This window comes from Pseudomonas sp. B26(2017), from assembly GCF_002113045.1.
In the GTDB taxonomy this organism is placed as follows: domain Bacteria; phylum Pseudomonadota; class Gammaproteobacteria; order Pseudomonadales; family Pseudomonadaceae; genus Aquipseudomonas.
Window position 1 is genome coordinate 89,658 of the sequence record NZ_NEJJ01000003.1, and the last position, 26,819, is coordinate 116,476.

Consider the following 26,819-nt stretch of genomic DNA (forward strand, 5'->3'; position numbering starts at 1 on the left):
TAGCAATGGACTTTTCACTCAAGCAACTGGCCGCCTCGACGCTGATTCTGGCCAGCCTTTCGTCCGTCACACTGCCAGCCCACGCCAACCTGACCGAGCAGCAGAGCGCGACCATCCTCAAGACATTCAATGAGGCAAAAGTCAGTGATTTCAGAGCGTTTCTCGGCGATCTGGCCAAGAACGACCTGAGCAAGACCGACGATCTGCGTCCCGCCATCAGCGCCTTCCTCGACAACAAGACGCTGACCGCCGAACAACAGAACGAGATCCATCGCCTGCTCGGCCTCTACACCCGCGTAAAGTACGGCAAAGCCGCTCTGGAAACCCTGCGCGAACTGGTGGAAATCCCGACCTTCCGCAAGGACGGTGTCGATCAGCACGACAACCCCGAATTCATCAAGATCGCCGGCAAGATCAAGGATTTGGCGGAGTCTTTCGGCCTGAACTATCGCAACATCGACAACCGCGTTTACGAAATCTCCCTCGACGGCAGCGGCAAGGAAGTCGTGGGCATTCATGCGCACGCCGACGTGGTGCCGGTAACACCGGAGAACTGGGTGCTGAAGGACGGCACCAAACTTGATCCGTTCAAGGTCACGCTGATCGGCGACCGCATGTACGGCCGTGGCACCGAGGACGATAAAAACGGCATCGTCGTGACGCTGTATGCCATGAAGGTGATCAAGGAAGAAAAGCTGCCGCTGGCGCGCAATTTCAAACTGCTGGTGGACACCACTGAAGAAACCACCGGCGACGCGATTCCCTACTACTTCGAACGCAACCCGACGCCGGAGTACAACCTGGCACTGGACGGTGGCTACCCGGTGGTGATTGCCGAGAAAGGTTACGGCACGGTCATGGCCAAGTTCGCCAAGCGCAAAGCCGAGGGCAAAGGCGCGGAGCTGGTCTCGATGACCGGAGGCATGGCAACCAACCAGATTCCGTCTGTTTCCGTCGTCACGCTGGTGACCGACAAACCCGCCGAGCTGGCGGCCAGCCTGCAAAAGGCCGGCACTGAATATGCCAAGCACAATGGCGGCGATTTCGAAGTGAACGCCAAGGTCGATGGCAAAGACGTCAAACTCACCGTCACCGGTGTTTCCGCGCACTCATCCGAACCGGAATCCGGGGTCAACCCGATCGCCCGTATGCTCGACTTCATTCACAGCGTCGACGGCAAGATTGCGTTCAAGCACAACCACATCACCGACGCTGCGCACTACGCCGCTGACAATTGGGGTCTGGATTACAAGGGTGGCAAGTTGGGCGTCGGTTTCGCCGATGACTTCATGGGCCCGTTGACCACGTCGCTGACCTACGTCGGCATGGACGACAAAACCTTCAAACTCGCGGTCAACCTGCGCGTGCCGAAGGGCAAGTCGCCGGAAGTGCTCAAGACCGAAATCGCCGACAAACTGGCGGCCTGGAGCAAGAAAAACCATGTCGCGGTGAACTTCGACTATTCGATCGCCGAACCGATGTACCGCAACCCTGAAGGCGAGTGGGTCAAGGCACTGTTGGCCGTGGCCACCGAAAACCTGGGCATGAAACACGAGTTCGGCACCTCGGCCGGCGCCACCTCGGTGCATGAACTGCCGAACGGCGTGCAATTCGGCCTGGCACGACCGGAGGTCAAGTACACCGGTCACACCGATGGCGAATTCAAGACCGTCGACCAGTTCTTGCTGGACCTGCAGATCGTCACGGAGATGATGGGGCGTATCGGGCAACTGCCGAAGCTCTGATGGCGTTTCGGGCCTGCCCCGTTGGCAGGCCCACAAAAAGACCTCGCGGTCTTTTTTACTGCGTGACAAAAAACGCACAAACAAAAACGCCGCTCATCACTGAGCGGCGTTTTTGTGAATTTGGAGCGGGAAACGAGACTCGAACTCGCGACCCCGACCTTGGCAAGGTCGTGCTCTACCAACTGAGCTATTCCCGCAATGGCGTCCCCTAGGGGACTCGAACCCCTGTTACCGCCGTGAAAGGGCGGTGTCCTAGGCCACTAGACGAAGGGGACAGGCTACAACTTTCACTAATAAAAACGCCGCTCTTTGCAAAGCGGCGCTTTTTGAATTTGGAGCGGGAAACGAGACTCGAACTCGCGACCCCGACCTTGGCAAGGTCGTGCTCTACCAACTGAGCTATTCCCGCAAATGGCGTCCCCTAGGGGACTCGAACCCCTGTTACCGCCGTGAAAGGGCGGTGTCCTAGGCCACTAGACGAAGGGGACACGCTACCCGGAACACATGGTGTGTGTTTCGGTGTCCAGATCCGCCTCCGAAGATTGGGTTCTGGTTTCACTCAGCACCGCCGTTAAGCGTCGCTGTTTAAAATTGGAGCGGGAAACGAGACTCGAACTCGCGACCCCGACCTTGGCAAGGTCGTGCTCTACCAACTGAGCTATTCCCGCATTGGCGTCCCCTAGGGGACTCGAACCCCTGTTACCGCCGTGAAAGGGCGGTGTCCTAGGCCACTAGACGAAGGGGACACACTACAACATTCACTCCCTGCCGCGTTTCGCTGTGTGCTTTACGCTGCAAGTGGCGCGCATTCTATGGATGGATTGAAAGGTCGTCAACCCCCATATATAAATTTATTTAAATCAATGACTTCGACCTGCTTTACCGGCCGTTTCCGGCTTTTGCGTCGCCCGACGATTGACGCCTATATTCCGACACTCGCCAAGGCGTTATAGTCCACCGCAAAGGTGATGGCAATCTGCACCCCAAGGGCCAGCATTTATATAAGCGGCTCCCTGGCCGATACAGATAACAGCTTCGCCGATCCAAACCCGTCGAGCGGCGCTAGGCTCCTCCATGCCAAGCCACTACACTCGCACGCGAACCCTATAAAGAGGTCTTACCGTTGACACCACTCATGATCACCCTGCTAGTCATAGCCGGGATCGCAATCTTGATCGCCATTGGCTACATGAACCATGTGGTGGAAAACACCAAACTGGAGAAGGCCCGCACCAAGGTCGAACTCAACGACCGCCTGCGCCGCTGCGGCGAACTGACCGAAACCTTCCCCGGCCAGTTCATGACCCCGGCCCTCAAGCTGCTGCTGACCCGCCTTGAGCTGAATGTCTGCCAGCGCCTGCTGAACCTGGAAAAAACCAGCGCCACCACCAAGGCCCGCATCACCGAACTGAGCGCCCTCGTCGCCCAGGGCGAATCGATCCCGGTCAACAACCCGCCGGCCCCGATCCAGACCGAAGCCAAGGCCAAAGACGTTCGCTTCCTCCTCGAAGCCCTCCACGGTCAGATCACCCGCGCCGCCCAGGACGGCTTCCTGCCACCGAACGAAGCCAAACACTGGATCCGCGAAGTACGCCACATCCTCGTCCTGCTGCACATCGAGTTCTTCAACAACCTCGGCCAGCACGCCCTCCAGCAAAACCAGCCAGGCCAGGCCCGCCTCGCCTTCGAACGCGGCGTGCAATACCTGCGCAAACAGCATGACCCGCAAATCTACGCCGAACAACTCCAATACCTGGAAAAACTCCTGGCCCGCGCCAACGCCCAGGTCATGGACAAAATCGCCCCGGTCGAAGGCGAAGAAAACCAACTGACCGCTGGCCTCAAAGATGTCGAGGCTGACGCGGACTGGAAGAAGAAAGTGATTTACGACTGAGTGCAGTCAAAAAGAGAAGCCACCGAGAGGTGGCTTTTTTGTTTGGCTTAAGTTCAAGAGTAAACCTGAAAACCACCAGCCGACTGGCAAACCGCATTCGCGAGCAAGCTCGCTCCCACAGAAAAGCAAAAGCAGCCCGCATTCGCCTCTCGCTTCCCACCACTCAACACAATGAGCGTTAGCTCGAGTACCGCTTTTGACGTGCCGGCCCCATCGGAAGGCTGAGTGGAGGGATTGATCCGGGGGTGGGAGCGCAGCGACCGTGCGGCGAAGCCGCATGCATCGAGAGGAGGTGCAGCGAAGCAAACCGTAGGCGATGCCCCCGGATGAATCCCGTAACGAAGGAACACCGAGCCAAAGCGAGGTGCCGAACGCCGGGGCCCAGCGTTTTTGGTTACTTTTTTGGCGTTTGAAAAAAGTGACTCGCCGTAAGGGCGAAACCGCCAGCAGCAGCACCCGCAGAAACGGATATAAACGCAATAAAACGGGAACCTGGTCGGCCCCAAGGCCGCCAAGGTCAAAGCCGAAAATGCCCCACCATCCCCTTGAGCTCACTCCCCAACTGCGCCAGCTCAACACTCGAAGCCGCATTCCCCCGCATGGCAATCGAAGACTGATCCGCACTCGCCCGAATACTCGTCACACTGCGATTGATCTCCTCCGCCACCGAACTCTGCTCCTCGGCCGCCGCCGCAATCTGCTGGTTCATCTGCTGAATCAACGAAACCGCCGCCGCAATACTCCCCAACGCACTCTCGGTCTGCAACGCATCACTCACCGCCAACTTCACCAGCTCGCCGCTGCTCTGAATCTGCTGCACCGATGAATGCGCCGCCGAACGCAAGGCACTGACCAGCCGCTCGATCTCCTCGGTCGACTGCTGAGTGCGCCGAGCCAGCGCCCGCACTTCATCGGCGACCACCGCAAAGCCCCTGCCCTGCTCACCCGCCCGCGCTGCCTCGATCGCCGCATTGAGCGCCAGCAGGTTAGTCTGCTCGGCAACACTCTTGATCACCTCAAGCACCGTGCCGATATTCTGGATTTCCGCACTGAGGCTTTCGATGCTCGAACTGGCTGACGTCGCCGAATCCGCCAACTGCTCAATCCGCGCCATGCTCTGGCGCACCACCTGCTGGCCACTTTCGACCTTGCCGTCAGCAGTCTGCGCCGCAAGCGCCGCCTCTTCTGCATTGCGCGCCACATCGTGTACGGTGGCGGTCATCTGATTCATCGCCGTGGCGACCTGTTCGGTTTCCTCTTTCTGGCTGCTGACCTCAAGGTTGGTCTGTTCGGTCACCGCAGACAGCGATTGTGCCGAACTGGCCAGTTGCTCGATCCCCGCCTGCAATCCGCTGACAATCGTGCTCAAACCCGCGCCCATCTGCTGCATGGCCAGCATCAACTGGCCGATTTCGTCGCGGCGGGAGACCTCGATCGTTGCACTCAGATCACCGGCAGCAATCTGTTGCGCCACGTGAATCACGCTGCGCAACGGCGCCACGATCAGGCGGGTGATCACCCACGCCGCGATCAGCCCGACCAACAACGCCAGCGCCGATGAGCCAATGATCAGCACCGAATTTTTTTTCAGTTCGCCCTGCATCGCGCTGTCTTGCGCGACATACGCCTGATCGACCCGCGCCACGACTTCGTCGGCCCGCTGATGCAACTGCTGATAGACGGTCTTTTCCTGGGCCAGCAACCCGGTGTACTCGGCAAGCTTTTCACTGAAACCGGCAATGTGTCCGGAGACCTCATTGAGCACCGTCAGATAGCCTTCGTCCTTGACCGTGGTTTTGAGCTGTTCAGCCTGGGCCTGAGCCTGCGCGGCCTGTTCGATATTGCCCTGACCGGCACTGTCATCACCCTTGCGGCTTTGATCCAGGCGTACCCGCGCTTCGTTCATCGCCTGCAACATCAAGCGTGAGACCTGGCTGACCTGCCCAGCCTGCTCGATGAACTGCGCCCCGTCCTTGCCCTCGCTGTCTTTCAGCGTGTACGCACCGTCGTCGGCCAGACCGGCCTGCAACACATCAAGATTGTTGGCGACGCTGGACACCGACCAACTGGCCATTTCCAGCGCCAGGTCCTTGGCCTGGGACAACGAGACGAATTCATCGAACGCCTTGCGGTACGCGCCCAAAGACTGTTGAACGTCGCTCATGACCGACTCGTTGCCCGGCGACAAAATCTTGAGTTGGTCGGCCATGGCGATCAGGCCATCGACACCCTCGTGCAAGGCATCGACGGTTTTCGGATTGCCGTGCAAGGCGTAGTCCTGCTCCAGCAGCCGCACCTTGAGCAGGCCACTGTTGAGCGATGACATCTGCTTGAGCCCGTCGAAGCGATGACTGATGGTTTGCAGTGACCAGACGCCAATGGCCGCCACCAGAGCAGTCAGCAACAACACCAGCACAAACCCGATACCCAGTTTTTTCGCCATACCGAGGTTGGCAAAACGTCCTTGCACGGCCGAAATCATTGCGCGTAGTCCCCTGCCATAGTCTGTTACCGAAGATTCGCAACGGCCTTGAAGCAGCACAAGTCTCTGGCGTCGGAATAATGGCAAAAAGCTACGCACGCGTCGTTTTCAGAACGCTTGAGGTCGATCCACGGTCGTGCTTCGAAAAAACTGTCGCGCCCGTGGATCACAGGCGTAAGCCACGTTGATGCGCTGCCAGTCGCAGGCTTCGCCACTGGGGCTGAACGAGGTTGCACAAGACAACTGCACCCCGCAGCGCGACGCTTGCCTGCGCAAATGCTGCTCACCAGCCCGTGGCGCGCGCGCCCAGATGAACAGCCCGCCCGAGGGTTTGCCGAACACTTCCCAGTCAGCATCTTCCAGGGCCTGCAAGGCCGCCACACGATCGGTATTGAGGCGTTGACGCTGGCGCTGCACCAGTTTGCGATAGGCGCCGCTGGCCAGCATCCCGGCCAGCACCGCCTCAGAGAACCTCGAGGTGCCCATGCAACTGATCATCTTGACCCGCGCCATCCGCTCGATCAGCTCACCATCGGCCAGCACGAAACCCACTCGCAGCGAGCTGCTCAGGGTCTTGGAAAAGCTGCCGAGGTAAATCACTCGCCCCTCGTCATCCAGCGCAGCCAGGCGAGTGCCACTGCCATTGTGCAGGTCGGCGTAGACATCATCTTCTATCAGCCGCAGGTCATGGATTCTGCTCAATTCGAGGATGCGTCGAGCGACCGCCGGCAACAGGCAACTGCCCGTAGGATTGTGGTGATGACTGTTGATGAACATCGCGGTGGGCCGAAACTGCCGCAGCAACGCCTCGAGCGCCTCGACATCCGGACCGACCGGCGTGCGGCGAACCTCCAGCATGCGCACGCCATGCAAGCGCAGGAGATCGAACAGTGGCGCATAACCGGGAGTTTCGACCACGACACAATCGCCGGCCTTGAACAACGTGCGCACGATCAGATCCAGCCCGTGGCTGGCGCCAGCGGTGGTCATCACCTGCCCCTCGACAGCCTCGATACTCAGCAATCCCAGGCGCTTGACGATCTGCTCGCGCAACGCCGGCAGGCCCAGTGGCGTGCTGTAGTTGAACAGGCTGGCCATGTCGGCCCGTGTTACCTCGCGGATCGCATAACCGAGATCGTCGGGCTCGCGCCAACTCTCCGGCAGCACGCCACTTCCCAGCGTCAAACCGCTGCGCCAGCCGGAGGCCGGATCGCCCCCGTTGCGCTCCCTCTCGCACCCTGAGCCATCGATTGCCTTGCAGCAACCGGGCAACGAAGCAGCCACCATGAAACCCGAGCCCTGACGCGAGGCCAGAACCCCTTGCGCCACCAGCCGCTCGCAAGCCTCCATGACACAGGACTGGCTGAGCAGATTGCACCGCGCGATCTCTCGCACGGAGGGCAGACGCGTCATCGGCGGCACCTGCCCCTGCATGATCCACTCGATCAATCCGTCAACAATCTGCTGTACGACCGGCACCATTGCCAGTCGGTCAATTCTCAATTCCATGAGCACGCAAACTCCTGTCCATTTTGCTGGCGGCAGTTAATCACAGCCGCGCCCTTCAGGCTGTGCGACAAAACCGCCAAAAGCCTCCGTTCTCACCATTTGATACACATTGTTTAGCGGATTCACGGAACCGCTCCCCAAGTGAAAAAAAATCCGCCGAAGGGCGGATTCTTTCAAGCATCAGTCAATGTCGCCTTAGAAGGCGGTCACGCCGCCATCCACGGCCAGCGAATGGCCGGTGGTAAAGGCCGCACCATCGCTGCACAGGTACAGCACGGCGCTGGCAATTTCCTCGACCTTGCCGATGCGCCCGACCGGGTGCATCGCGTTGGCGAATTCGCCTTTCTTCGGATCTGCCTCATAGGCGCGGCGGAACATGTCGGTATCGATCACCGCCGGGCAAACGGCGTTGACGCGGATTTTCTTCTTGGCGTACTCGATGGCGGCGGACTTGGTCAGGCCGATCACCGCATGCTTGGAAGCCGCGTAGATGCTCATCTTCGGCGCAGCGCCCAGCCCAGCCACCGACGCAGTGTTAACGATCGCCCCGCCGCCCTGGGCCAACAGCAACGGCAGCTGATACTTCATGCACAGCCAGACGCCCTTGACGTTGACGCCCATGATCGCATCGAACTCATCCATCGAGCCTTCGGCCAGTTTGCCCTTCTCGATCTCGATCCCGGCGTTGTTGAAGGCATAGTCGAGACGGCCGTAGGTATTGATCACCTCGTCCATCAGATTTTTCACTTCGCTTTCGACGGTCACGTTGCAGCGCACGAAAGTCGCTTCGCCGCCGGCTGTACGAATCAGCGCCACGGTGCCCTCGCCCCCGGCCGCATCCAGATCGGCCACCACCACTTTCAGACCTTCGGCGGCGAATGCCTGGGCCGTCGCGCGGCCGATGCCGTTGGCCGCGCCGGTCACCACGGCTACCTGACCGGAAAACGTCATGCTCATTGTTATGTCCTCGAATGCGGGGGATTGATGAAGGCAGCATAGCCACAGGGGCCTGAGTGACGTCAGCACTATCAAAAGGCCGGTTAGGCCTGCATGAATCGCAGTGATGAAACCCCGCCGGGGACTATCACCGTACTGGATCGGCCTGCATTCGCCCCGTGAGCCAACCTTGCGACATCGCGCATGAAGGTCTATCAACAAGGCTTCATTCATTTCGAGTGCCTGTCATGACCAACCAGACCAATCGCCAGTTCCTGCTCGCCAAACGCCCGGTGGGCGCCGCCACCCGCGAGACCTTCACCTATCAGGAAGTACCGGTCGGCGAACCGGCGGCGGGGCAGATTCTGGTCAAGAACGAATACCTGTCCCTCGACCCGGCCATGCGCGGCTGGATGAATGAAGGCAAGTCCTACATTCCGCCGGTGGGTCTGGGCGAAGTCATGCGCGCCTTGGGCGTAGGCAAAGTCATCGCGTCAAACAATCCGGGGTTTGCCGTTGGCGACTACGTCAACGGTGCCATTGGCGTGCAGGATTATTTCCTCGGCGAGCCAAGAGGTTTCTACAAGGTCGATCCGAAACTGGCACCGCTGCCGGTTTACCTGTCCGCATTGGGCATGACCGGCATGACCGCCTACTTCGCCCTGCTCGATGTCGGCGCACCGAAGGCCGGCGACACCGTGGTGTTGTCCGGCGCAGCGGGCGCGGTCGGCAGCATTGCCGGGCAGATTGCCAAGATCAAGGGTTGCCGGGTGGTCGGGATTGCCGGCGGCGCCGACAAGTGCAAGTTTCTGATCGATGAACTGGGCTTCGACGGCGCCATCGACTACAAGAGCGAAGACGTTGTGGCCGGCCTTAAACGCGAATGCCCGAAAGGCGTGGACGTGTATTTCGACAATGTCGGCGGCGACATCCTCGACGCCGTGCTCAGCCGTATCAACCTGAAAGCACGCGTGGTGATCTGCGGCGCCATCAGCCAGTACAACAACAAGGAAGCGGTCAAAGGCCCGGCCAACTACCTGTCGCTGCTGGTCAATCGCGCGCGGATGGAAGGCTTCGTGGTGATGGACTACGCCGCACAATACGCCAGCGCCGCCCAGGAGATGGCCGGCTGGATGGCCAAGGGTCAGCTCAAGAGCAAGGAAGACATTGTCGAAGGCCTGGAAACCTTCCCGGAAACCCTGGGCAAACTGTTCAGCGGTGAGAACTTCGGCAAGCTGGTGTTGAAGGTCTGAAAACAAGGAAGGGAGCCATTGGGCTCCCTTCTTGATGCTTCAGCTGTTCGCTCAGGCCAGTTGCGCAACCACCGAGGCCAGTGCCTTGGCCGGATCTGCCGCCTGGCTGATCGGACGGCCGATCACCAGATAGTCGGAACCGGCATCCAGGGCCTGACGTGGAGTCAGGATGCGACGCTGGTCGTCCTGGGCGCTGCCCGCCGGGCGAATCCCCGGGGTCACCAGTTGCAGCGACGGGTGCGCGGTTTTCAGCGCGGTGGCTTCCAGCGCCGAGCACACCAGACCGTCCATCCCGGCCTTCTCGGCCAGTGCCGCCAGACGCAGCACCTGCTCCTGCGGCTCGATGTCCAGACCGATACCGGCCAGATCCTCACGTTCCATGCTGGTCAGCACGGTCACGCCGATCAGCAATGGCTGCGGGCCGCTGCGCTTGTCCAGCTCTTCACGGCAGGCCGCCATCATGCGCAGGCCACCGGAGCAGTGAACGTTGACCATCCACACGCCCATCTCGGCAGCGGCCTTGACCGCCATCGCCGTGGTGTTGGGAATGTCGTGGAATTTCAGGTCCAGGAATACTTCAAAACCCTTGTCACGCAGGGTGCCGACGATTTCCGCCGCGCAACTGGTGAACAATTCCTTGCCCACTTTGACCCGGCACAGCTTCGGGTCCAACTGGTCGGCCAGCTTCAGTGCGGCGTCACGGGTGGGGAAATCCAGGGCGACGATGATAGGAGTCTGGCAGGCGGACATGGGTGGGCTCTCAGGCAAGTCGAAATCGGCGCGCATTGTAGCGGAACCGGCGACGGCGCGGCACCCGATGATCGGTAAATCGTCGCGCCAGCCGTGATCAGCATAGCCCTGCAGGATATTGTGTCGAAGCCGATACACAACCGACACGCCGGCAACATGCGCCCGCGCTAGCCTCGCCAGCCGCAACAAGTCCTTACAGCAGCCCTTCCCGCCTCACGGCCGGACGCCTATGCTGAAACCACAACCTCGCAGCCTATCTTTGTGGTTGGCGGCCTACTGGCAGATGAACAGCCTCATGCACAACTCCCAAGTCTCCGTGAACGACGAGCAGAAAGACGACAAGCGCTGGAACATTCGTGCCCTGATCGTCGACGATGACGTGCCGATCCGCGAACTGATGATCGACTACCTGGCCCGCTTCAACATTCACGCCAGCGGCGTCACCGACGGAGCGGCGATGCGCCAGGCGATGCAGGCCGAACACTTCGACGTGGTGGTGCTCGACCTGATGCTGCCCGGCGAAGACGGTTTGTCGCTGTGCCGCTGGCTGCGCGCGGAGTCGGACATCCCGATCCTGATGCTCACCGCCCGCTGCGAACCCACCGACCGGATCATCGGCCTGGAACTGGGTGCCGATGACTACATGGCCAAGCCGTTCGAACCTCGGGAACTGGTGGCGCGGATCCAGACGATTCTGCGTCGGGTACGCGACGACCGCACCGAACAGCGTGCGAACATCCGCTTCGACAACTGGCGCCTGAACAGCGTCCTGCGCCAGCTCATCGCTGACGATGGTCTGGTGGTGCCGCTGTCCAATGCCGAATTCCGCCTGCTCTGGGTGTTCATCGAACGTCCGCGCCGGGTCCTCAGCCGCGAACAGTTGCTGGACGCTGCCCGAGGTCGCTCGATCGAAGCCTTCGACCGCAGTATCGACCTGCTGGTCTCGCGCCTGCGGCAAAAACTCGGCGATGACCCGAAAGCCCCGCAACTGATCAAGACCGTACGCGGTGAAGGCTACCTGTTCGACGCACGAGACATCGGCTGATGCGGGCGCGCTTCGACACGCTGTTCGGCCGCCTGTTCGGCGTGCTGTTGGTGGCGATCGTCCTGGCGCATTTGCTGGCCTTCGCCTGGTTCCGCCTCTACGGCCCGCCACCACCGCCACCGCCGCCGGAGTTCTCGGAAAGCCTCGACAGCAAACAGCCGCCACAGGATCCGCGCTACCCGCCCCGCCCGCCGCGCCCCTGGTTCGGCGGGCCGATCGTGCCGCTGACTTTTCAGTTCATCTCGCTGATCATCGCCGCCTGGTACGGCGCCAAACTGCTGACCCGGCCCATCCAGCGCCTGAGCGATGCAGCCGAACGCCTGAGTGAAGACCTCGACAGCCCGCCGCTGGACGAAACCGGCCCCCGGGAAGCACGGCAGGCTGCGCACACGTTCAACTTGATGCAGCAGCGCATCCGCGAACAGGTGCAGCAGCGGGCGCGGATGCTCGGCGCCGTCTCTCACGACCTGCGCACCCCGCTGTCGCGGCTGAAACTGCGCCTGGAAAACATCAACGACGACAAACTGCAAGGCCAGATGCGCCAGGACCTGGACGACATGATCGGCATGCTCGACGCCACCCTCACCTACCTGCACGAACAGCGCACCAGCGAAGCCTTGCAACTGATGGACGTGCAGGCGCTGGTCGAATCCCTGTGCGAAAACGCCCAGGATCAAGGCGCGGACGTGCAGGTCAGCGGCCATTGCGCACCCTTGCAGGTGCAGCCGATGGCACTGCGCTCATGCATCAACAACCTGATGGACAACGCCCTGCGCTATGCCGGCCACGCGCTCATCGAACTGCAAGACCAGCGCGAACAACTGCTGATCCACGTCATCGACCATGGCCCGGGCATCGCGGCGGACAAGCGTGAAGCCGTATTCGAACCGTTCTTCCGCCTCGAAGGCTCACGCAACCGCAACTCCGGCGGCGTCGGCCTGGGCATGACCATCGCCCGGGAAGCGGCGCAGCGCCAGGGCGGACAACTGACCCTGGCAGAAACACCCGGCGGCGGCCTGACCGCCGTGATCCAACTGCCTCGCCACTGCGCCTGACTGTGTACCGACCGGTACAAACCTCACATACCCACGACACGTTGCGACTGGAGGCTGCATAAGCCGGTACACCCACCGGTTTTCCAGTCCAAGGAGTGAGCCCGATGATCGGTAGCGTCAGCAACTACACGAGCTATACCAGCACCAGCAGCACCTCCACGCAAAACGCCCGCAGCCAGCAACTGCAAAAGGAACTGTTCGCCAAACTCGACAGCAACGGCGACGGCGCGGTGGATCAGGACGAACTGGGCAGCGCCCTGTCGCAACAGTCCAACGACGGCCTGCTGGTCAGCCTGAACCAACAATTCGGCGATCTGGACAGCGACGCCAGCGGCAGCCTCAGCGCCGAAGAAATGACCGCCATGGCCCCACCGCCACCACCGCCCCCTCAAGCCTCCAGCGACGAACTGTTCAGCCAACTCGATGCTGACGGCGACGGCACGGTGACCGCCACCGAACTGAACAGCGCGTTGCAGGTCAGCGACAGCACCGCCTCGAACAACACCGACACCGCTGCCGCCCTGCTCAAGGTGCTGGACAGCGACAGCAGCGGTGGCGTCAGCAGCGATGAACTGAAAGCTGCACTGCATGCAGCTCGCGAACACCCAAGCGACGAAGAAACCGCCAGCAGTAACCAAACCACTACCGAAGCGCTGAACCGCATGATCGCCAACCTGAGCAAGCAGTACTCGCTCGAAAACACCGCATCGGTGGGCAAGTATTTGAATGTGGCGACGTGAGGTAATCCAAAAAACAGGATGAGCGTCAGCTCGACAGCGCTCTTGATCTTGATCCGCCCGCCCCTTCGGAAGGCTGAGTGGAGGTGTTCATCCGGGGATTGGCACGCAGTGCCGTTTGGCGAAGCCGGACTCATCGACAACGTCGATGCCCCCCGGAGGGACGTCGGAGCGAAGGAACCCGAGCCAGCGAGGGCCGAACGCCGGGGCGAGTGAACGGCCGCCAAGGCTCACCATCAACGCCGATCGTCGACCCGAGCCTGACTCTTGCTCCAATCCGTCAACAAACTATAAGCGACCGCCAAAAGCGTAGGCCCGATAAACAAGCCGATAAAGCCAAATGCAATCAACCCGCCAAACACCCCAAGCAACACAATCACCAACGGCAGATTCCCGCCACGGCTGATCAGATACGGCTTGAGCACGTTATCCACGCCACTGATGACGAACGTCCCCCAGATCCCGAGAAACACCGCCATTCCGTACTCACCCTTCCAGGCCAGCCACGCCGTGGCCGGAATCCATACCAGCGGCGGCCCCATCGGAATCAGACTGAGCAGGAACGTCACGATCCCCAGCACCAGCGCCCCCGGCACCCCGGCAATCAGGAACCCGATCAGCGCCAGTATCGCTTGTGCCGCCGCCGTACCGATCACCCCGTTGACCACCCGCTGCACCGTACCGGCCACCAGATCGATGTAGTAACCGGCCCGATCACCGATCAGGCGCTGCAGCAGACTGTGCACGAACGCCGCCAATCGCGGTCCGTCACGGTAGAAAAAGAACACGAAAACGATGCTCAGGGTCAGCTCGAGAATTCCGCTGCCGATCTGCGCACTGCGCGCCAGCAACCAGTTGCCGACCTGCCCCAGATAAGGTTTGACCGTCACCATCAGGGCCGCGCCCTGCTGATCGATGCTGTTCCAGATTCCCACCAGCCGTTCGCCCACCAGCGGCACGCCGCCCAGCCAGCTCGGTGCCTCGGGCAATCCATCGACCTGCACATCCTTGATGAACGCCGTGGCATCACGCACGTGATCGGCCAGGTTAAAGCCCAGCCACACCAGCGGCCCCGCCACCAGCAACATCCAGCCCATGGTCAGCAACAGGGCCGCGAGGGATTCCCGGCCACTGAGCCAGCGGGTCAGCAGACGCATCAGCGGCCAACTGGCAAACGCCAGCACCGCGCCCCAGAACAGCGCCGACCAGAACGGCGCCATCACCCACAGGCTGGCGCCGAACAGCACCAGCAACAGGATCTGCACCAACAGGCGATCGTTATTGAGCATGCGAGGTCTCGAAAAAAACATTCATCCAAAGAGTAGGCGAACACGCGGCGCGTGCCCGCCCGATACACCTACCGCAACAGATCGATGCGCAGACCTTCGCCATCGACACTGCCGGTTTCCATTCGCGCGGCACGCACGCCCTGCCCGATCAACGCCTGCCGCCAGGCCTCGGCTTTCGGCCCGGACACCGTGACCCGCAAGGTGGTGTCGAGGTTCAGACCACGGGACAGCAAACGCAGCCAGGTATCATCCGGATCGCCAACCAGCTTCGGAAAATCCAGTTCGCCAGTGCTTTTCAACTCCCGCAGCAGCGTGGCCGAGGTCGGCAGCAGGTCACCGAGCGGTGCCAGCGCCTGGAACTGTTCAACGTGCAGATAGGCTTTGCGATTGCCGCGAGTGATGCTGTAAAGCGCCACCAGCGTGTTGTCGCGCGGCGCCGCGAGCCTCAGCAGCAGATAGGCCTGCTGCTCGTCGGCACCGTACAGTTTGGCGTTGCCGAACACCTCGTTGGCCCACAGGCTGCTCTCGCCGCAATCCCGGGCCTGGCACCAGAACAACAGTTGGGCATCCTGCTTTTGCAGGGCTTCGCGAGCGAGAGTGAAAGCTTCGGTGGCGGAATGTTCCGGCGGCAACTCGTAGGTCACCGAGGTGGTTTGCCCCCGGGCGCTGACCTGGCCGTCGAAACGCAACTGGCCGCTGATCTTGCGGATCGAGCCGAGCGGGTAGATCCGCTCCAGCTCTGCGGCAGGGCGATAGTCGACGATCTGCGCATCGGCCACACGCGGCACGATCGGCAGATCCTGACTGCCCGGCAGGTCGGCAGCGAATGGAAAGGGACTGAAACAGCACAGCGCCAGCAGACTGATAGATCGCATGGACAGGCTCATCGCAGGGACATGGCCTGGGTGCCTTGAGGGCAGTTCGAAGTCGCAGCGGTGTAGAAATCCATCTTGGTTGTCTCCCATTTCAACCCGCCCAGCCTCGACAGTTGCCGGGAGCAAGTCAAGGAATGGCGAAGAACCGATTGAAACAGTCTGCGACAAGCTCGGCCCCGGCCTCATCGTTCAGGTGCAGGTGATGCCCGCCCGGCAGCTGCTCCCGGTCAAAGGGTAGACGCTCCAGCAGCTCCGGATGTCGGGCCAGCATGCCGTCGGCGGCGACCACCAATTGCGCGGGACAGGCAATGCGCTGCACGAACGCCATCGTCTGTTCCTGGGTCAGACGCAACGGCGACGGCAAGGTCAGGCGGTTGTCGGTGCGCCAGGTGTAACCGCCGGGCACCGGCATCAGGCCGCGTTGCGCCAGCAGTTCGGCGGCTTCGCGACTGACCGCCACCAGCCCTTTCATCCGTGCTTCGATGGCCCGGTCGAGGGTGTTGTAGACCGGTTTGCGCTTTTCCCGAAGATCGAGCTGTGCCTGTAAGGCCATGCCCATGCGCTCGGCGGCATTTTCGCCTTTGTCGGTAGGAGGAATCACCCCGTCGATCAGCGCCAGATGGGTGATGCGTTCGGGCAACGAGCCGGCCAGCACCAGCGAAACGATCGCGCCCATGGAATGCCCGAGCAGGCCGAAACGTTTCCAGCCCAGTTGCTCGGCGACCTGCAGCACGTCATGGGCGTAATCCCAAAGTGCGTAACCGGCACCAATCGGGCGATGCCCGGAGTGCCCGTGACCGGCCATGTCCAGTGCCACGATGCGCAGGCCTTTGAGCTTGGGCGCCAGGCGCGCGAAGCTGTTGGCGTTGTCCAGCCAGCCGTGCAGGGCGATCACCGGCAACCCGTCTTCCGGGCCGAACAGGTGCGCCGCCAGTTCGATATGCGGCAGGCTCAGGCGCACTTCTTCGACGGCGGGGTTCATGCGCAATCCTTTTGCTGGCGACCTTCCCATCGGGTGAACAGGCTTTTCAGCAGCAACGCCGTATCCTGCGGGCGTTCAAGGGGAAACATGTGCCCACCGGGCACGGTCAGCGCCTCGCCCTGAGGCAGACGCCCGACAAACCGGGTGTGATGGTTCATCACCACCCGGCTCTTGTGTCCACGCACCACTGCCAGCGGCACCTTCAATTGCCGGGTATGAGCAGGACTGGTGTGCGGCACGCCGCGATAAATGCTGATCTCGGTCGCAGGATCGAAGCGCAGGCGCAGCTTGTCGCCGACCTTGTGCAGACCGTGCTGCAGATAAGCATCGAAGCATTCCGGATCAAAGCTGCGGAACAAGGTCTTGCCGGCGAAATAACCACGGGCGCTGTCTAGATCGGCAAACTCTTCGCGGCGCCCCAACGTGCGGCCGGCCGGGGTCAGTTTGTCGATGAAACCAAAGCGTTTGGCGGCGCGGATCACCCATTGATCGGTACGGGTCAGCACCGGCGAGTCGAGCATCACCACACCCCGATAGAGTTCCGGGCAACGCAGTGCGGCGTGCAAATGCAGCATGCCGCCGAAAGAATGGCCCACGCCCCACACCGGTTCATCTTGCTGTTGAAGATGATGGATGAGTTCGTCGACCAGGTGGTACCAGTTGTCACCCGCCGGGAAACGCGGGTCATGGGCATGTTGTTCCAGATGCGCGACCCGGTACTCGGGCGCCAGCGCCGCGAACAGTTTGCCGTAGGTACCCGAAGGGAAACCATTGGCGTGGGCGAAGAAGATCGGTTGCGACATACCGGCAAATCCATGAGCGGAAAACAGGCGTTGATTGTCCGTAAGACCGCGTCCTACAGCAATGACCGTAACTGCCAGGAATGATGACAGTCCGGTCAGGGCTATGACGCTTGAGCCATCAACGCGCCGGCGGTTGTTCTCCCAGCGGCACCACCGCCATGGTCAGACGCGACACACAACTGGCCTTGCCTTCATCGCTGGTCAGGCGGATGTCCCAGACATGGGTGGTGCGGCCGATGTGAATCGGTCTGGCCACCGCCGTCACCCGACCGCTGCGCAGGCCACGCAAGTGGTTGGCGTTGATTTCCAGCCCCACGCAATAGAACTTGCTGGCATCGATGCACAGGTAGCTGGCCATCGAGCCGACTGTCTCGGCCAGCACCACCGAGGCGCCACCGTGCAGCAGGCCGTAAGGCTGATGGGTGCGATGGTCGATGACCATGCTGGCCGTCAGCGACTCCTCGTCGAAGGACTCGAAGCGAATGTCCAGCACTTCGCCGATGGTGTTTTTCTGGATTGCGTTCAACTGCTCGATGTTCGGAGTGGTGCGCCACAAGGTCATCGCAGGCTTCCTTTGTTGTTTTGATCGACGCTCAATCCTGCCACAGCACCGTCTCACTGCGCTCGCTCCATTCTTCGAAACGTGCTCCGTAGGTGTCTTCGATGATGTTGCGTTTGATTTTCAGGGTCGGCGTGAGAAAGCCGTTCTCCACCGCCCAACTGTCCTTGACCACCACCAGCCGGCGCAGGCGCTCGTGCTTGTCGAGTACGGCGTTGACTTCCTCCAGCAGTTTTTCCAGGCTCGAATGCAGCGGTGCGCGGGGCTCTTGCCGGCCCACGGCCGAGAGTACGCACAACCCCAGCGGCGCACTCAGGCCATCGCCGACCACGCAGACCTGTTCGATCCGCGAATGCACCGCCAGCCGATTTTCGATCGGCGCCGGAGCGACGTATTTGCCCTTGCTGGTCTTGAAGATTTCCTTGAGCCGCCCGGTCAGGCGCAAACGCCCTGCGGCGTCCTGTTCGCCTTTGTCGCCGGTGCGCAGGAAACCGTCTTCGGTGAGGGTTTCGGCGGTTTTCTGCGGCTCCTTGAAATAGCCGAGCATGTTCGCCTGGCTGCGCACCTGCACTTCCCCGGACTCATCGATACGCACTTCCACGTCAGGACACGGCCGACCGATCCAGCCTTCCTTGTATTGCCCCGGCAGGCAGATGTGCGAATAACCGCAGCTTTCGGTCATGCCGTAGACCTCCAGCACGTCGAGCCCGAGTTTCTGATACCAACGCAACAAGGTCAGCGGCACCGGTGCCGCACCGGACAACGCCACGCGCAACGCATCCAGCCCCAACCCCGCCAACACCTTGTGGCCGACCCGCTTGCCGATGAAGGGCAGGTCGAGCAGGAAGTCCAGGCGTTTCGCCGGGATCTTGCTGTAGACGCCCATCTGGAATTTGGTCCAGATCCGCGGCACACCGAACATCGCCGTCGGCCGCGCCCGCTTGAGATCGGCGAGGAAGGTATCGAGGCTCTCGGCGAAAAACACCGTCTGCCCGGTATAGATCGACGCCAGTTCGACGAACATCCGCTCGGCAACATGACACAGCGGCAGATACGACAGCAGCCGGTCGTTCTCATTGAGACCGAACAGCTGCGTGCCGCGCGTCGTCGCGAACCCGAGGTTGGCAAAGCTGTGCATCACACCCTTGGGCAGGCCGGTGGTGCCGGAGGTGTAAATGATCGTCGCCAATTGCTCGGCGGCGGGACGCGGATCGTCCTGGATCGGCGAGCTGCGCTGCACATCGTCCCAGTTGAAATCGAACGTGCCCGGCGGATGCAGCGGCAGGCTGACTGTTGTCAGACCGGCCGGTACACCCGCTGACATGCCCGGCCAGTCATCAAGCTTGCCGATGAATGCCAGCACGCTTTCCGAGTGGGTGAGCACCTGATTCACGGATTCGGCGGTGAGGTTCGGATAGAGCGGTACCGAGACATGCCCGGCCATCCAGATCGCCAGGTCGGCAATGATCCAGTGCGCGCAGTTTTTCGAGATCAGGGCGATATGGCTGCCTGGCGGCAACTCCCGGGATCGCAACCAGTGCGCGGCGCAACGGGCCTGATGGCCAACATCGGCCCAGGTCAGGGTTTCGACCTGCCCGCCGCCGATCGGCTGCACCAGAAAACGCTGACGCGGGTGCCGGGCCTCGCGTTCATAAAACACGTCCAGCGGCAAACGGAAGGCAGAAGACATTCGACTCGCTCCTGTTTTTTGGTCTGGAGCAAGCGTAGTCAACCAAGCAAGTGCTTGGTTGACTATTTCGTACAAAAAATTTCAGGGATGTTTAAGACTGTTCAGCTTCATCGAACCGATCAGCAACTCGCTGTGTTCGAGCTCGGCCAGCCCGGCGGTGCTGACTTTTTCCGGCGGATAGCCGGCACCGTGTTGCAGGTAGCTGAGCAGATTTCCCACCAGCGGATTGTGGCTGACCAACAAAACGTTGCTCACCGAAACCAGTTGCTCGGCCACGCGGTCCGGGTCAACTTCCGGGGTCAACCACTCGACGGTGCGGATCTCCGGCTCAAAGCCCAGGGCTTCGCGCACCAGTTGCGCCGTCTGCTGTGCCCGCAGGTACGGGCTGGCATAGATGGCGGTCAGCGGCTGGCCCATCAAGCGGGCTGCGCTGCTCAACACTTCCTTGCGACCGTGGGCGGTCAGTTCCCGCTCGGAGTCGGGGCGTGAGCCGTAGGGCTCGGCCTCACCGTGACGCAATACCCAGAGTTTCATAGCTTGGGTTCCTCATCCCGGGCCGGATGCGGTGCCGGCGCGACAACGTGTGGCGCCTCACCTTCCGGAGTACGCGGCGCCGGCCAGTCGGCGAACGGCCAGGGTTTCTGGTCGCTGTGGAAGCTGCCGAAACGACCGATCTGCGCCAGAAACTGGCTCAGGCTGTCGCCGAAATTCATCAGGCTGGCGCTCGGGGCGCCATAGATCAAACGATAGATCAACTGCACCAGCACCACCGCGCCGAGGATGAACTGCGCTACCTGCCAGACCAGCACGTAGATGATCATCCACAACGCCCGCAGGAGGATGGATTCATATTTGGCTTCGGTTTTCGGATCGTTCATGCCCTGCTCCCTGCTGAATCAGTTGAAACCACTGGTGGAAATAAAGTCGACGTCGGTTTTCGGCTCGCCTCGCATCAGAAGACCGATCACCTGCTCAAGCGTGCGCCCTTCGAACAGGATTGCATGCAGTCCGGCGACCAGCGGCATGTACACGCCAACCTCCTGGGCCTTGGCCTTGAGCACTTTCAGGGTGTTGACCCCTTCGGCCACTTCACCGAGACGCGACACCGCTTCGTCGAGGCTCAAGCCCTGACCGAGAGCGAAACCGACCTGATAGTTGCGGCTTTTCGGCGACGAGCAAGTGACGATCAGATCGCCGACCCCGGCCAGACCGAGGAAGGTCATCGGGTTGGCGCCTTGATTCACTGCAAACCGGGTCATCTCGGCCAGGGCGCGGGTGATCAGCATGCTCTTGGTGTTCTCGCCCATCTGCAGCGCCACCGCCATGCCGGCGATGATCGCGTAGACGTTTTTCAGTGCCCCGCCCAGTTCCACGCCGAATCGGTCGGCGCTGGCGTAGACGCGGAAAGTACGGCCATGCAACGCGGCCTGCACGGCTTTGCACAGTTCTTCGTCTTCACTGGCGACCACAGTGGCGGTCAGCGCGTGCTCGGCGATTTCCCGTGCCAGGTTCGGCCCGGACAGCACGCCGATGCGCGCCTTCGGGGCGATCTCTTCGAGAATCTGGCTCATCAGTTTGAAGGTGTGGGCTTCAATGCCTTTGGTCAGGCTGACCAGCATCTTGCCGCTCAGGCGTTCGGCATGCGGCGCCAACACTGTGCGCAGCGCGCTGGACGGCAATGCCACGAAACACAAATCGCAGGCGTCGAGGGTTTCCTGCAGGTCGGTGACCGGGGTCACGCCGGGCAGAATCTTGATGCCTTTGAGGTAACGCGGGTTCTCGCGATTGACCCGGATGGCCTCGGCCTGCTCGGGGTCACGCATCCACTGCCGGACTTGATGGCCGTTCTCGGCCAACAGATTGGCCACGGCGGTACCGAAACTTCCGCCTCCCAGGACCGCAATCGGGCGCTGTTCAGTCATATGTAATCCGTTAATCCATACCAGTGGCGATGCCGGCATTATACGGAGCGTCCCCCTCTCGGACAGCCCCGGCGTCAATTACCCGCACTTATAGGAAGAAGACCAATAAAACCGAGGAAAATGCCTGCAACGTGACTGGAAAAGTCGTCGCCCTCGGTTAACATGCGCGCCAATTCTCTGCTATCAAGGCTGCGTCGTGTTTTCTGGCCCCCCTTCACCGCGTTCGTCCCTGCTGCTGGCGCTGCTGTTCAGCCCGGTGCTGTTGGCGGATGACCTGTTTGTCGACAGTGAGGCCTTGCCACAGATCCTGACCGCCACCCGCCTGAAGCAGTCGCCGGCGGAAGTCCCGGGCAGCATGACGGTGCTCGACAGCGAACTGATCAGCGCCAGCGGCGCCCGGGACATCAGCGAACTGCTGCGCCTGGTGCCGGGGATGATGGTCGGCAGCATCAGCGGCAATCAGGCCGTGGTGAATTATCACGGAACCAACGCCACTGAAGCCCGCCGCATGCAGGTGCTGATCGACGGCCGCTCGGTGTACCGCGCCGGGCTCGCGACCGTGGACTGGAGCGACATTCCGGTGGCCATGGAAGACATCGAGCGGATCGAAGTCTTTCGCGGCCCGAACACCGTCAGCTACGGCGCCAATGCGCTGATGGCGGTGGTCAACATCATCACCCGCAACCCGGCGGACAGCCACGGCACGCGGCTGAAGCTGACACGCGGCCAGCGCGGCATCAACGACTTCTATGCCAGCCAGAGCACCGGCTGGAATGGCGGCGATCTGCGTCTGTCGCTGTCCGGTCTGGAAGACGACGGTTTTGACAGCGATCGCACCGGCGCCGATTACCGCGACAACCGCCGCTTGAACCGCTTAAGCCTCGCGGTCAGCCAGACCCTGGGCGACAACCAGAGCCTGGACTGGCAGGTCAACGCCAAGGACGGGACCAATCAGCGGCCTTATACCTACCGACCGGTGTTCTCCGGGATTACCGCTGCCGGGAACAATTCCGACGTGGTTGCCAAGGACTACGCCGGCTCGGTGCGCTGGAATCTCGACCTCAATCCCGATCACAGCCTTTACGTGCAAGGTTCTGCGCAACACTGGGACCGTCAGCAGACCTGGCGTGCCTGTGACGCCGAAGTGTCGTTCAGCCCGCAATTGACGGAGCTGTGGCAACTCAACCCGAACTACACCGAACGCCTGGCGCGCAACATGACGCTGTTCACCGGCCCCGGCGCACCCGCCGGCACACCGCAGGAAATGGCCCTGGCCAATCAGGTGCTGGACCAGTGGCGCAACGGCGCGCGCCAGACCCTGTGCGGCGACATCGACCAGAGTGCCCGGGAATCGCGTTACGACCTGGAATTGCAGGACACCCTCAGCCTGTCCGACAGCCTGCGTCTGGTCAGCGGCCTGAACTATCGTTACGACCGGGCCGATTCCGAGACCTATTTCAACGGCACGCTCGACGACACCACTTGGCGCGCCTTCGGCCAACTGGAATGGCGCGCCAGCGAACACTGGCTGTTGCAGGGCGGCGCCATGTTCGAAGACACGCAATTGATCGGCAGTTCGCTGACGCCCCGGTTTGCGGTCAACTACCTGTTCAACCCGCGACACAGCCTGCGCGCGGTGTATTCGGAAGCCATCCGCTCGCCGGACATGTTCGAGAACAACGTCAACTGGAGTTATCAGGTGACCAACCTGCGGCCCGCCGCCTATGGCCAGTCTTCGGCCCGCTACTTCGTCAAGACCCGGGGCCCCGGTGATCTGGACCAGGAACACATGCGCTCGCGGGAACTGGGCTACAACGGCTATTTCCCGGAGTGGGGGCTGGCGCTGGACGTGAAGCTGTTCTACGACGAAATCACCGGGATGATCAGCGAGCCGCTGCGCAACAATCAGTACATCGCCAGCAACGCCAACGATTCGCGCTTTCGCGGCACCGAAACGCAAATGGACTGGCGCCTGAGTGCGGCCGACCGCTTGCGCCTGACGTATGCCTTCGTCGACGCCGAGGCGAGCAATCCGCTGGATCAGCAATTCACCGCGCGCAACAGCGGCTCGGCGGGCTGGCTGCGCGATTGGGGCCAGGGCTGGAACAGCGCCCTCTTCTACTATGCTGACAACGCGCTCAACGGTTACCGTTTCGAGCGGGTCGACACGCGCATCGCCAAACGCATCGCCTTGGGCAAGGCCCAACTGCAACTGGCCGGTGTGCTGCAACAACGCCTGGACCATGAGCCGACCACCTTCGTCGATAACAATTACGACGAACGCCGGGTGGTGTATTTCAGCGCCGAGCTGGAGTTCTAGATGCGTTACGCCATGTCACGGAAGATGCCAACGCTCGGCCAATGGCTGGCCGGGCTTTGTCTGTTCCTGACAGCGTGGCTGCATGGCGTGGCGGTGCAGGCGGCCGATATTCTGCTGACCGGCGCCGAGGAAAGCCCCGGCGTGCAATCGTTCGTCCAGGCCCTGAGCGAACTGCGCCCCACCGACCGCGTGCATTTCCAGCCACTGGCGAGCCTGCCGGCGCCGGGCAAGTTGCCGTCGAGTCTGCGCCTGATTCTGCTCGATTTGCCGAGCCTCGATTGGCGCATGCAGGAAAGCCAGGGCCCGGCGACTCTGGTCCTGCGCATCAGCCGCTTGCAGGCCCGGCAACGCTTCGGCGACATGCAGCCACCCCACTTGAGCCTGCTGTGGGCCGATCCGCCGCTGAGTCGTCAGTTGCAACTGATCCGCCGGATTCTGCCCCAGGCCGGGCGCGTCGGCGTGCTGTTCGACCAGCACAGCGAGTTCCTGCTCAAGGAGCTGCAATCGGCGGCCCAGCCGCTGAGTCTGCAAATCGTCCCGCAGCGCTGGGACAACACCCACGACAGCCGCCCCTTGCAGACTGTGCTGAAAAACAGCGACGTGTTGCTGGGCCTTGACGACCCTGACCTGTACAACCCGAAAACCGCGAAGAACCTGTTGCTCAGCAGTTACTCTCGGCAACTGGCGCTGGTCGGGCCGAATGTCGCTTTCGTCCGTGCCGGCAGCCTGGCCAGTACCTACAGCGATCAGAACGACTGGCTGGCAGTCCTCGACGAGTTGCTGGACCGGCCACCGGCCACCTGGCCGCGCACGCTCTACCCCGAGCGTTTTAAAGTCTCAAGTAATGCGCAGGTAGCTCGTTCCCTAGGGATAGAACCGATCAATGAAGCGTCTGTCGCCGCAGAGCTGGCCGAAGGAGAGCGCCGCCCATGATTTTCCGCCGTTGGGACATCAACACCCGCACCCAGTTGATCAGCCTGGGCCCTGCGCTGTTGCTGACCTTGCTGCTGATCAGCTTTTTCACCTTCGTGCGCATTCAGGATTTGCGTCAGGAGCTGAACCACACCGGCCAACTGATCGCCAACCAACTCGCACCCGCCACCGAATACGGGGTGATTTCCGGCAACAACGAGGTGCTGGAAAGCCTGCTCAAGGCCACGCTGGCCACGCCGAATGTGCGATTTCTGGAAGTGCAGGACAGCGCCAACCGGATTCTGGCTTACGTCGAACAGCCGGCGGATGCGCACAACCGCCCGCATCAGGTCGAAGTGTTCCAGGCGCCGGTGCGGCTGCAACGCATCGCCCTGCACAACGATTTCTTTCAGGACGGCAAAAGCAGCCCCGGCGTGGCCAGCGAGGATTATCTGGGCCGGGTGATCGTCGGTCTGTCCAACGACGCCTTCAGTCAGCGCCAACAGGAAATTTTGCTCAAGGCCGCAATTCTGGCGTTGTTCGCCCTGCTGTTCACGTTTGTTCTGGCGCGGCGACTGGCCGGAAGCCTGTCGCAGCCGATCCGTGATATCGGCAATGCGGTCAAGGCAATTCAGGACGGCGACTACAAAACCCCGCTGCCGATTGTCGATGACACCGAGCTGGGCGCCCTTTCGCAACACATCAACAATCTGGCCCAGGCGCTGGAACAGGCCAGCCGCGAGCAGCATCAGGCGATGGCGCAACTGATCCAGACCCGCGAGGAGGCGGAAAAGGCCAACAACGCCAAATCGGATTTCCTAGCGATGATGAGCCATGAACTGCGCACCCCGATGAACGGCGTGCTGGGCATGCTGCAATTGCTCGAAACCACCGAAATGACCGAGGAACAGGTCGAGTACGCGGCGCTGGCTTCCGAGTCCACGGAGCATTTGCTCAAGGTGATCAACGACATTCTGGATTTCTCGCGCATCGAGCGTTCGGAACTGGAACTGGAGCACATTCCGTTCAACCTCGCCGACCTGATCGGCGCCTGCGCCCAGTCGTTCCAGCACAGCGCCGCGCAACGCGGGCTGGCCCTGGAACTGCGAATCCCCGAAGACATGCGCGACTTGCAGGTACAAGGCGATCCGACACGAATCCGGCAGATTCTGGTCAACCTGGTCGGCAATGCCTTGAAGTTCACCGAACAGGGGCGCGTCAGCATCGAGGCGCAGTGGCAGTCGCTGGATCACGAATTGCTGTGGTTCACCTGCGCGGTGCGTGACAGCGGCATCGGCATTTCGCCGCAGAGCCTGGAACTGATGTTCAACGCGTTCCAGCAGGCCGACAGTTCGATTTCCCGTCGTTATGGCGGCACCGGCCTGGGCCTGCCGATTGCCCGCACTCTCGCCGAGCGGATGGGCGGCACCTTGCGCGCCCAGAGTGAAGAAGGTCGCGGATCGGTATTCACCCTGGAAATTCCTCTGGCTTTATATAAGCAGGCACTCCCTGCGCTGGCGGCACCGCGCACGCTGAACGGCGACGGTCACGGCGAAGGGCGCAATGTGCTGCTGGTCGAGGACAACCCGGTCAACCAGACGGTGATCGAAGCGATGTTGCGCAGCCTGGGCTTTACCGTCAGCGTCGCCACCGACGGCGTGCAGGCGGTGCGCAGTGCCGGCGACAGCCGTTTCGAGGCGATCCTGATGGATTGCCGTTTGCCGCTCATCGACGGTTACGAGGCGACCCGACAGATCCGCCGCCTGCCCGGCTGCGGCCATGTGCCCATCATCGCCCTCACCGCCAATGCGTTGCAGGGCGATCGGGAAAACTGCCTGTCGGCGGGCATGAACGATTACCTGGCCAAGCCATTCAAACGCAATGATCTGCAGCAGATTCTGCAGCGCTGGGTGCAGTGACTGGGCCCTTTCGAGCATCTGCGACTGGCGTGAAAAGCGAAAGTGCGGCAGTCTTAGGCACCCTGACGAGCCTCAAAAGGGGCTTGAATAAAAATTTCAGTGCACAAGTGTACATTCATGTCCTTGGTGCTGTGACTTTCAC

General features: G+C 61.5%; 22 protein-coding genes, 6 tRNA genes and 1 pseudogene. 9 read left to right on the forward strand and 20 right to left on the reverse strand.

All coding sequences use genetic code 11. The features are described from left to right. The first annotated feature begins 5 nt into the window (after nt 1-5). Nucleotides 6-1,745: a dipeptidase gene (locus tag CAF79_RS05660; protein ID WP_085697018.1), complete on the forward strand. Its 1,740-nt coding sequence runs from the start codon at nt 6-8 to the stop codon at nt 1,743-1,745. Between the two features lie 121 nt (nt 1,746-1,866). On the opposite strand, the gene CAF79_RS05665 is transcribed toward CAF79_RS05660, so the two are convergent. The 6 genes from CAF79_RS05665 to CAF79_RS05690 form a co-directional block, all read right to left on the reverse strand. Then, nucleotides 1,867-1,942: transfer RNA gene (locus CAF79_RS05665), tRNA-Gly, on the reverse strand. 2 nt (nt 1,943-1,944) lie between these two features. Continuing rightward, nucleotides 1,945-2,020: transfer RNA gene (locus CAF79_RS05670), tRNA-Glu, on the reverse strand. 58 nt (nt 2,021-2,078) lie between these two features. Next, nucleotides 2,079-2,154: transfer RNA gene (locus tag CAF79_RS05675), tRNA-Gly, on the reverse strand. Nucleotides 2,155-2,157: 3 nt separating this feature from the next. Continuing rightward, nucleotides 2,158-2,233: transfer RNA gene (locus tag CAF79_RS05680), tRNA-Glu, on the reverse strand. Between the two features lie 104 nt (nt 2,234-2,337). After that, nucleotides 2,338-2,413, reverse strand: a tRNA-Gly gene (locus CAF79_RS05685). A gap of 2 nt (nt 2,414-2,415) precedes the next feature. After that, nucleotides 2,416-2,491: transfer RNA gene (locus CAF79_RS05690), tRNA-Glu, on the reverse strand. A 389-nt stretch (nt 2,492-2,880) separates the two neighbouring features. On the opposite strand from CAF79_RS05690, the gene CAF79_RS05695 reads away from it, so the two are divergent. Next, nucleotides 2,881-3,639 carry a hypothetical protein gene (locus tag CAF79_RS05695; protein ID WP_170929699.1) on the forward strand — a complete coding sequence of 253 codons (759 nt, stop codon included), beginning with the start codon at nt 2,881-2,883 and terminating at the stop codon, nt 3,637-3,639. Between the two features lie 517 nt (nt 3,640-4,156). Here CAF79_RS05695 and CAF79_RS29640 read toward each other — a convergent pair. From CAF79_RS29640 to CAF79_RS05710, 4 genes and pseudogenes are all read right to left on the reverse strand, one after another. Next, complete coding sequence (locus tag CAF79_RS29640; RefSeq protein WP_371807389.1) at nt 4,157-5,038, reverse strand: methyl-accepting chemotaxis protein; 882 nt, start codon at nt 5,036-5,038, stop codon at nt 4,157-4,159. Next, a pseudogene (locus CAF79_RS29645) lies at nt 5,018-6,121 on the reverse strand (HAMP domain-containing protein); the annotation flags it as partial. The pseudogene CAF79_RS29645 and the gene CAF79_RS29640, both read right to left, overlap by 21 nt. 108 nt (nt 6,122-6,229) lie before the next feature. Then, complete coding sequence (locus CAF79_RS05705; protein ID WP_085697021.1) at nt 6,230-7,630, reverse strand: PLP-dependent aminotransferase family protein; 1,401 nt, start codon at nt 7,628-7,630, stop codon at nt 6,230-6,232. A 195-nt stretch (nt 7,631-7,825) separates the two neighbouring features. After that, nucleotides 7,826-8,587 (reverse strand): SDR family oxidoreductase, encoded by a 762-nt coding sequence (locus CAF79_RS05710; protein ID WP_007917441.1) that lies wholly within the window; start codon nt 8,585-8,587, stop codon nt 7,826-7,828. 227 nt (nt 8,588-8,814) lie between these two features. Between CAF79_RS05710 and CAF79_RS05715 the strand changes: the two genes are divergently transcribed. Then, a complete protein-coding gene (locus CAF79_RS05715) occupies nt 8,815-9,819 on the forward strand; it encodes an NADP-dependent oxidoreductase (protein WP_085697022.1) in 1,005 nt (334 codons plus the stop codon). Between the two features lie 51 nt (nt 9,820-9,870). Here the strand turns inward: CAF79_RS05715 and pyrF are convergent, their stop codons facing one another. Next, nucleotides 9,871-10,569 carry an orotidine-5'-phosphate decarboxylase gene (pyrF, locus tag CAF79_RS05720; RefSeq protein WP_170929700.1) on the reverse strand — a complete coding sequence of 233 codons (699 nt, stop codon included), beginning with the start codon at nt 10,567-10,569 and terminating at the stop codon, nt 9,871-9,873. 283 nt (nt 10,570-10,852) lie between these two features. On the opposite strand from pyrF, the gene CAF79_RS05725 reads away from it, so the two are divergent. The 3 genes from CAF79_RS05725 (at nt 10,853) to xopAW (ending at nt 13,409) form a co-directional block, all read left to right on the forward strand. Continuing rightward, nucleotides 10,853-11,614, forward strand: a complete 762-nt coding sequence (locus CAF79_RS05725) for a response regulator (RefSeq protein ID WP_371917913.1) — start codon at nt 10,853-10,855, stop codon at nt 11,612-11,614. Then, nucleotides 11,614-12,669: a cell wall metabolism sensor histidine kinase WalK gene (locus CAF79_RS05730; protein ID WP_085697025.1), complete on the forward strand. Its 1,056-nt coding sequence runs from the start codon at nt 11,614-11,616 to the stop codon at nt 12,667-12,669. The genes CAF79_RS05725 and CAF79_RS05730 overlap by 1 nt, the downstream gene beginning before the upstream one ends. Nucleotides 12,670-12,773: 104 nt before the next feature. Next, nucleotides 12,774-13,409, forward strand: coding sequence for an EF-hand domain-containing protein (gene xopAW / locus CAF79_RS05735; RefSeq protein ID WP_085697026.1), 636 nt, complete (start codon nt 12,774-12,776; stop codon nt 13,407-13,409). A gap of 233 nt (nt 13,410-13,642) precedes the next feature. Here xopAW and CAF79_RS05740 read toward each other — a convergent pair whose 3' ends face one another. From CAF79_RS05740 to CAF79_RS05780, 9 genes are all read right to left on the reverse strand, one after another. Further along, nucleotides 13,643-14,695, reverse strand: coding sequence for an AI-2E family transporter (locus CAF79_RS05740; RefSeq protein ID WP_085697027.1), 1,053 nt, complete (start codon nt 14,693-14,695; stop codon nt 13,643-13,645). 68 nt (nt 14,696-14,763) lie between these two features. Next, entirely contained in the window at nt 14,764-15,570 is an 807-nt protein-coding gene (locus CAF79_RS05745) for a DUF4892 domain-containing protein (RefSeq protein ID WP_085697028.1), read from the reverse strand. Nucleotides 15,571-15,697: 127 nt separating this feature from the next. Further along, the gene (locus tag CAF79_RS05750; RefSeq protein WP_085697029.1) at nt 15,698-16,552 is read right to left on the reverse strand and encodes an alpha/beta hydrolase; all 855 of its coding nucleotides are present in this window, start codon (nt 16,550-16,552) and stop codon (nt 15,698-15,700) included. Further along, nucleotides 16,549-17,355, reverse strand: coding sequence for an alpha/beta fold hydrolase (locus CAF79_RS05755; RefSeq protein WP_085697030.1), 807 nt, complete (start codon nt 17,353-17,355; stop codon nt 16,549-16,551). The genes CAF79_RS05750 and CAF79_RS05755 overlap by 4 nt, the downstream gene beginning before the upstream one ends. A gap of 118 nt (nt 17,356-17,473) precedes the next feature. Continuing rightward, nucleotides 17,474-17,917: a hotdog fold thioesterase gene (locus CAF79_RS05760; RefSeq protein ID WP_025112971.1), complete on the reverse strand. Its 444-nt coding sequence runs from the start codon at nt 17,915-17,917 to the stop codon at nt 17,474-17,476. A gap of 31 nt (nt 17,918-17,948) precedes the next feature. Further along, entirely contained in the window at nt 17,949-19,604 is a 1,656-nt protein-coding gene (locus tag CAF79_RS05765) for an AMP-binding protein (protein ID WP_085697031.1), read from the reverse strand. A gap of 81 nt (nt 19,605-19,685) precedes the next feature. Further along, nucleotides 19,686-20,138, reverse strand: a complete 453-nt coding sequence (gene sixA, locus CAF79_RS05770; protein ID WP_085697032.1) for a phosphohistidine phosphatase SixA — start codon at nt 20,136-20,138, stop codon at nt 19,686-19,688. After that, nucleotides 20,135-20,482 carry a DUF4389 domain-containing protein gene (locus CAF79_RS05775; RefSeq protein ID WP_085697033.1) on the reverse strand — a complete coding sequence of 116 codons (348 nt, stop codon included), beginning with the start codon at nt 20,480-20,482 and terminating at the stop codon, nt 20,135-20,137. The genes sixA and CAF79_RS05775 overlap by 4 nt, the downstream gene beginning before the upstream one ends. A gap of 18 nt (nt 20,483-20,500) precedes the next feature. Then, complete coding sequence (locus CAF79_RS05780; protein ID WP_085697034.1) at nt 20,501-21,526, reverse strand: NAD(P)H-dependent glycerol-3-phosphate dehydrogenase; 1,026 nt, start codon at nt 21,524-21,526, stop codon at nt 20,501-20,503. Nucleotides 21,527-21,722: 196 nt separating this feature from the next. On the opposite strand from CAF79_RS05780, the gene CAF79_RS05785 reads away from it, so the two are divergent. The 3 genes from CAF79_RS05785 to CAF79_RS05795 are packed head-to-tail and all read left to right on the forward strand — an operon-like array spanning nt 21,723 to nt 26,677. Beyond that, the gene (locus tag CAF79_RS05785) at nt 21,723-23,846 is read left to right on the forward strand and encodes a TonB-dependent siderophore receptor (protein ID WP_085697035.1); all 2,124 of its coding nucleotides are present in this window, start codon (nt 21,723-21,725) and stop codon (nt 23,844-23,846) included. Then, on the forward strand, nt 23,847-24,779 hold the full coding sequence (locus CAF79_RS05790; RefSeq protein ID WP_085697036.1) for an ABC transporter substrate-binding protein: 933 nt from the start codon (nt 23,847-23,849) through the stop codon (nt 24,777-24,779). After that, nucleotides 24,776-26,677: an ATP-binding protein gene (locus tag CAF79_RS05795; RefSeq protein WP_085697037.1), complete on the forward strand. Its 1,902-nt coding sequence runs from the start codon at nt 24,776-24,778 to the stop codon at nt 26,675-26,677. The genes CAF79_RS05790 and CAF79_RS05795 overlap by 4 nt, the downstream gene beginning before the upstream one ends. The last annotated feature ends 142 nt before the right edge of the window (nt 26,678-26,819 follow it).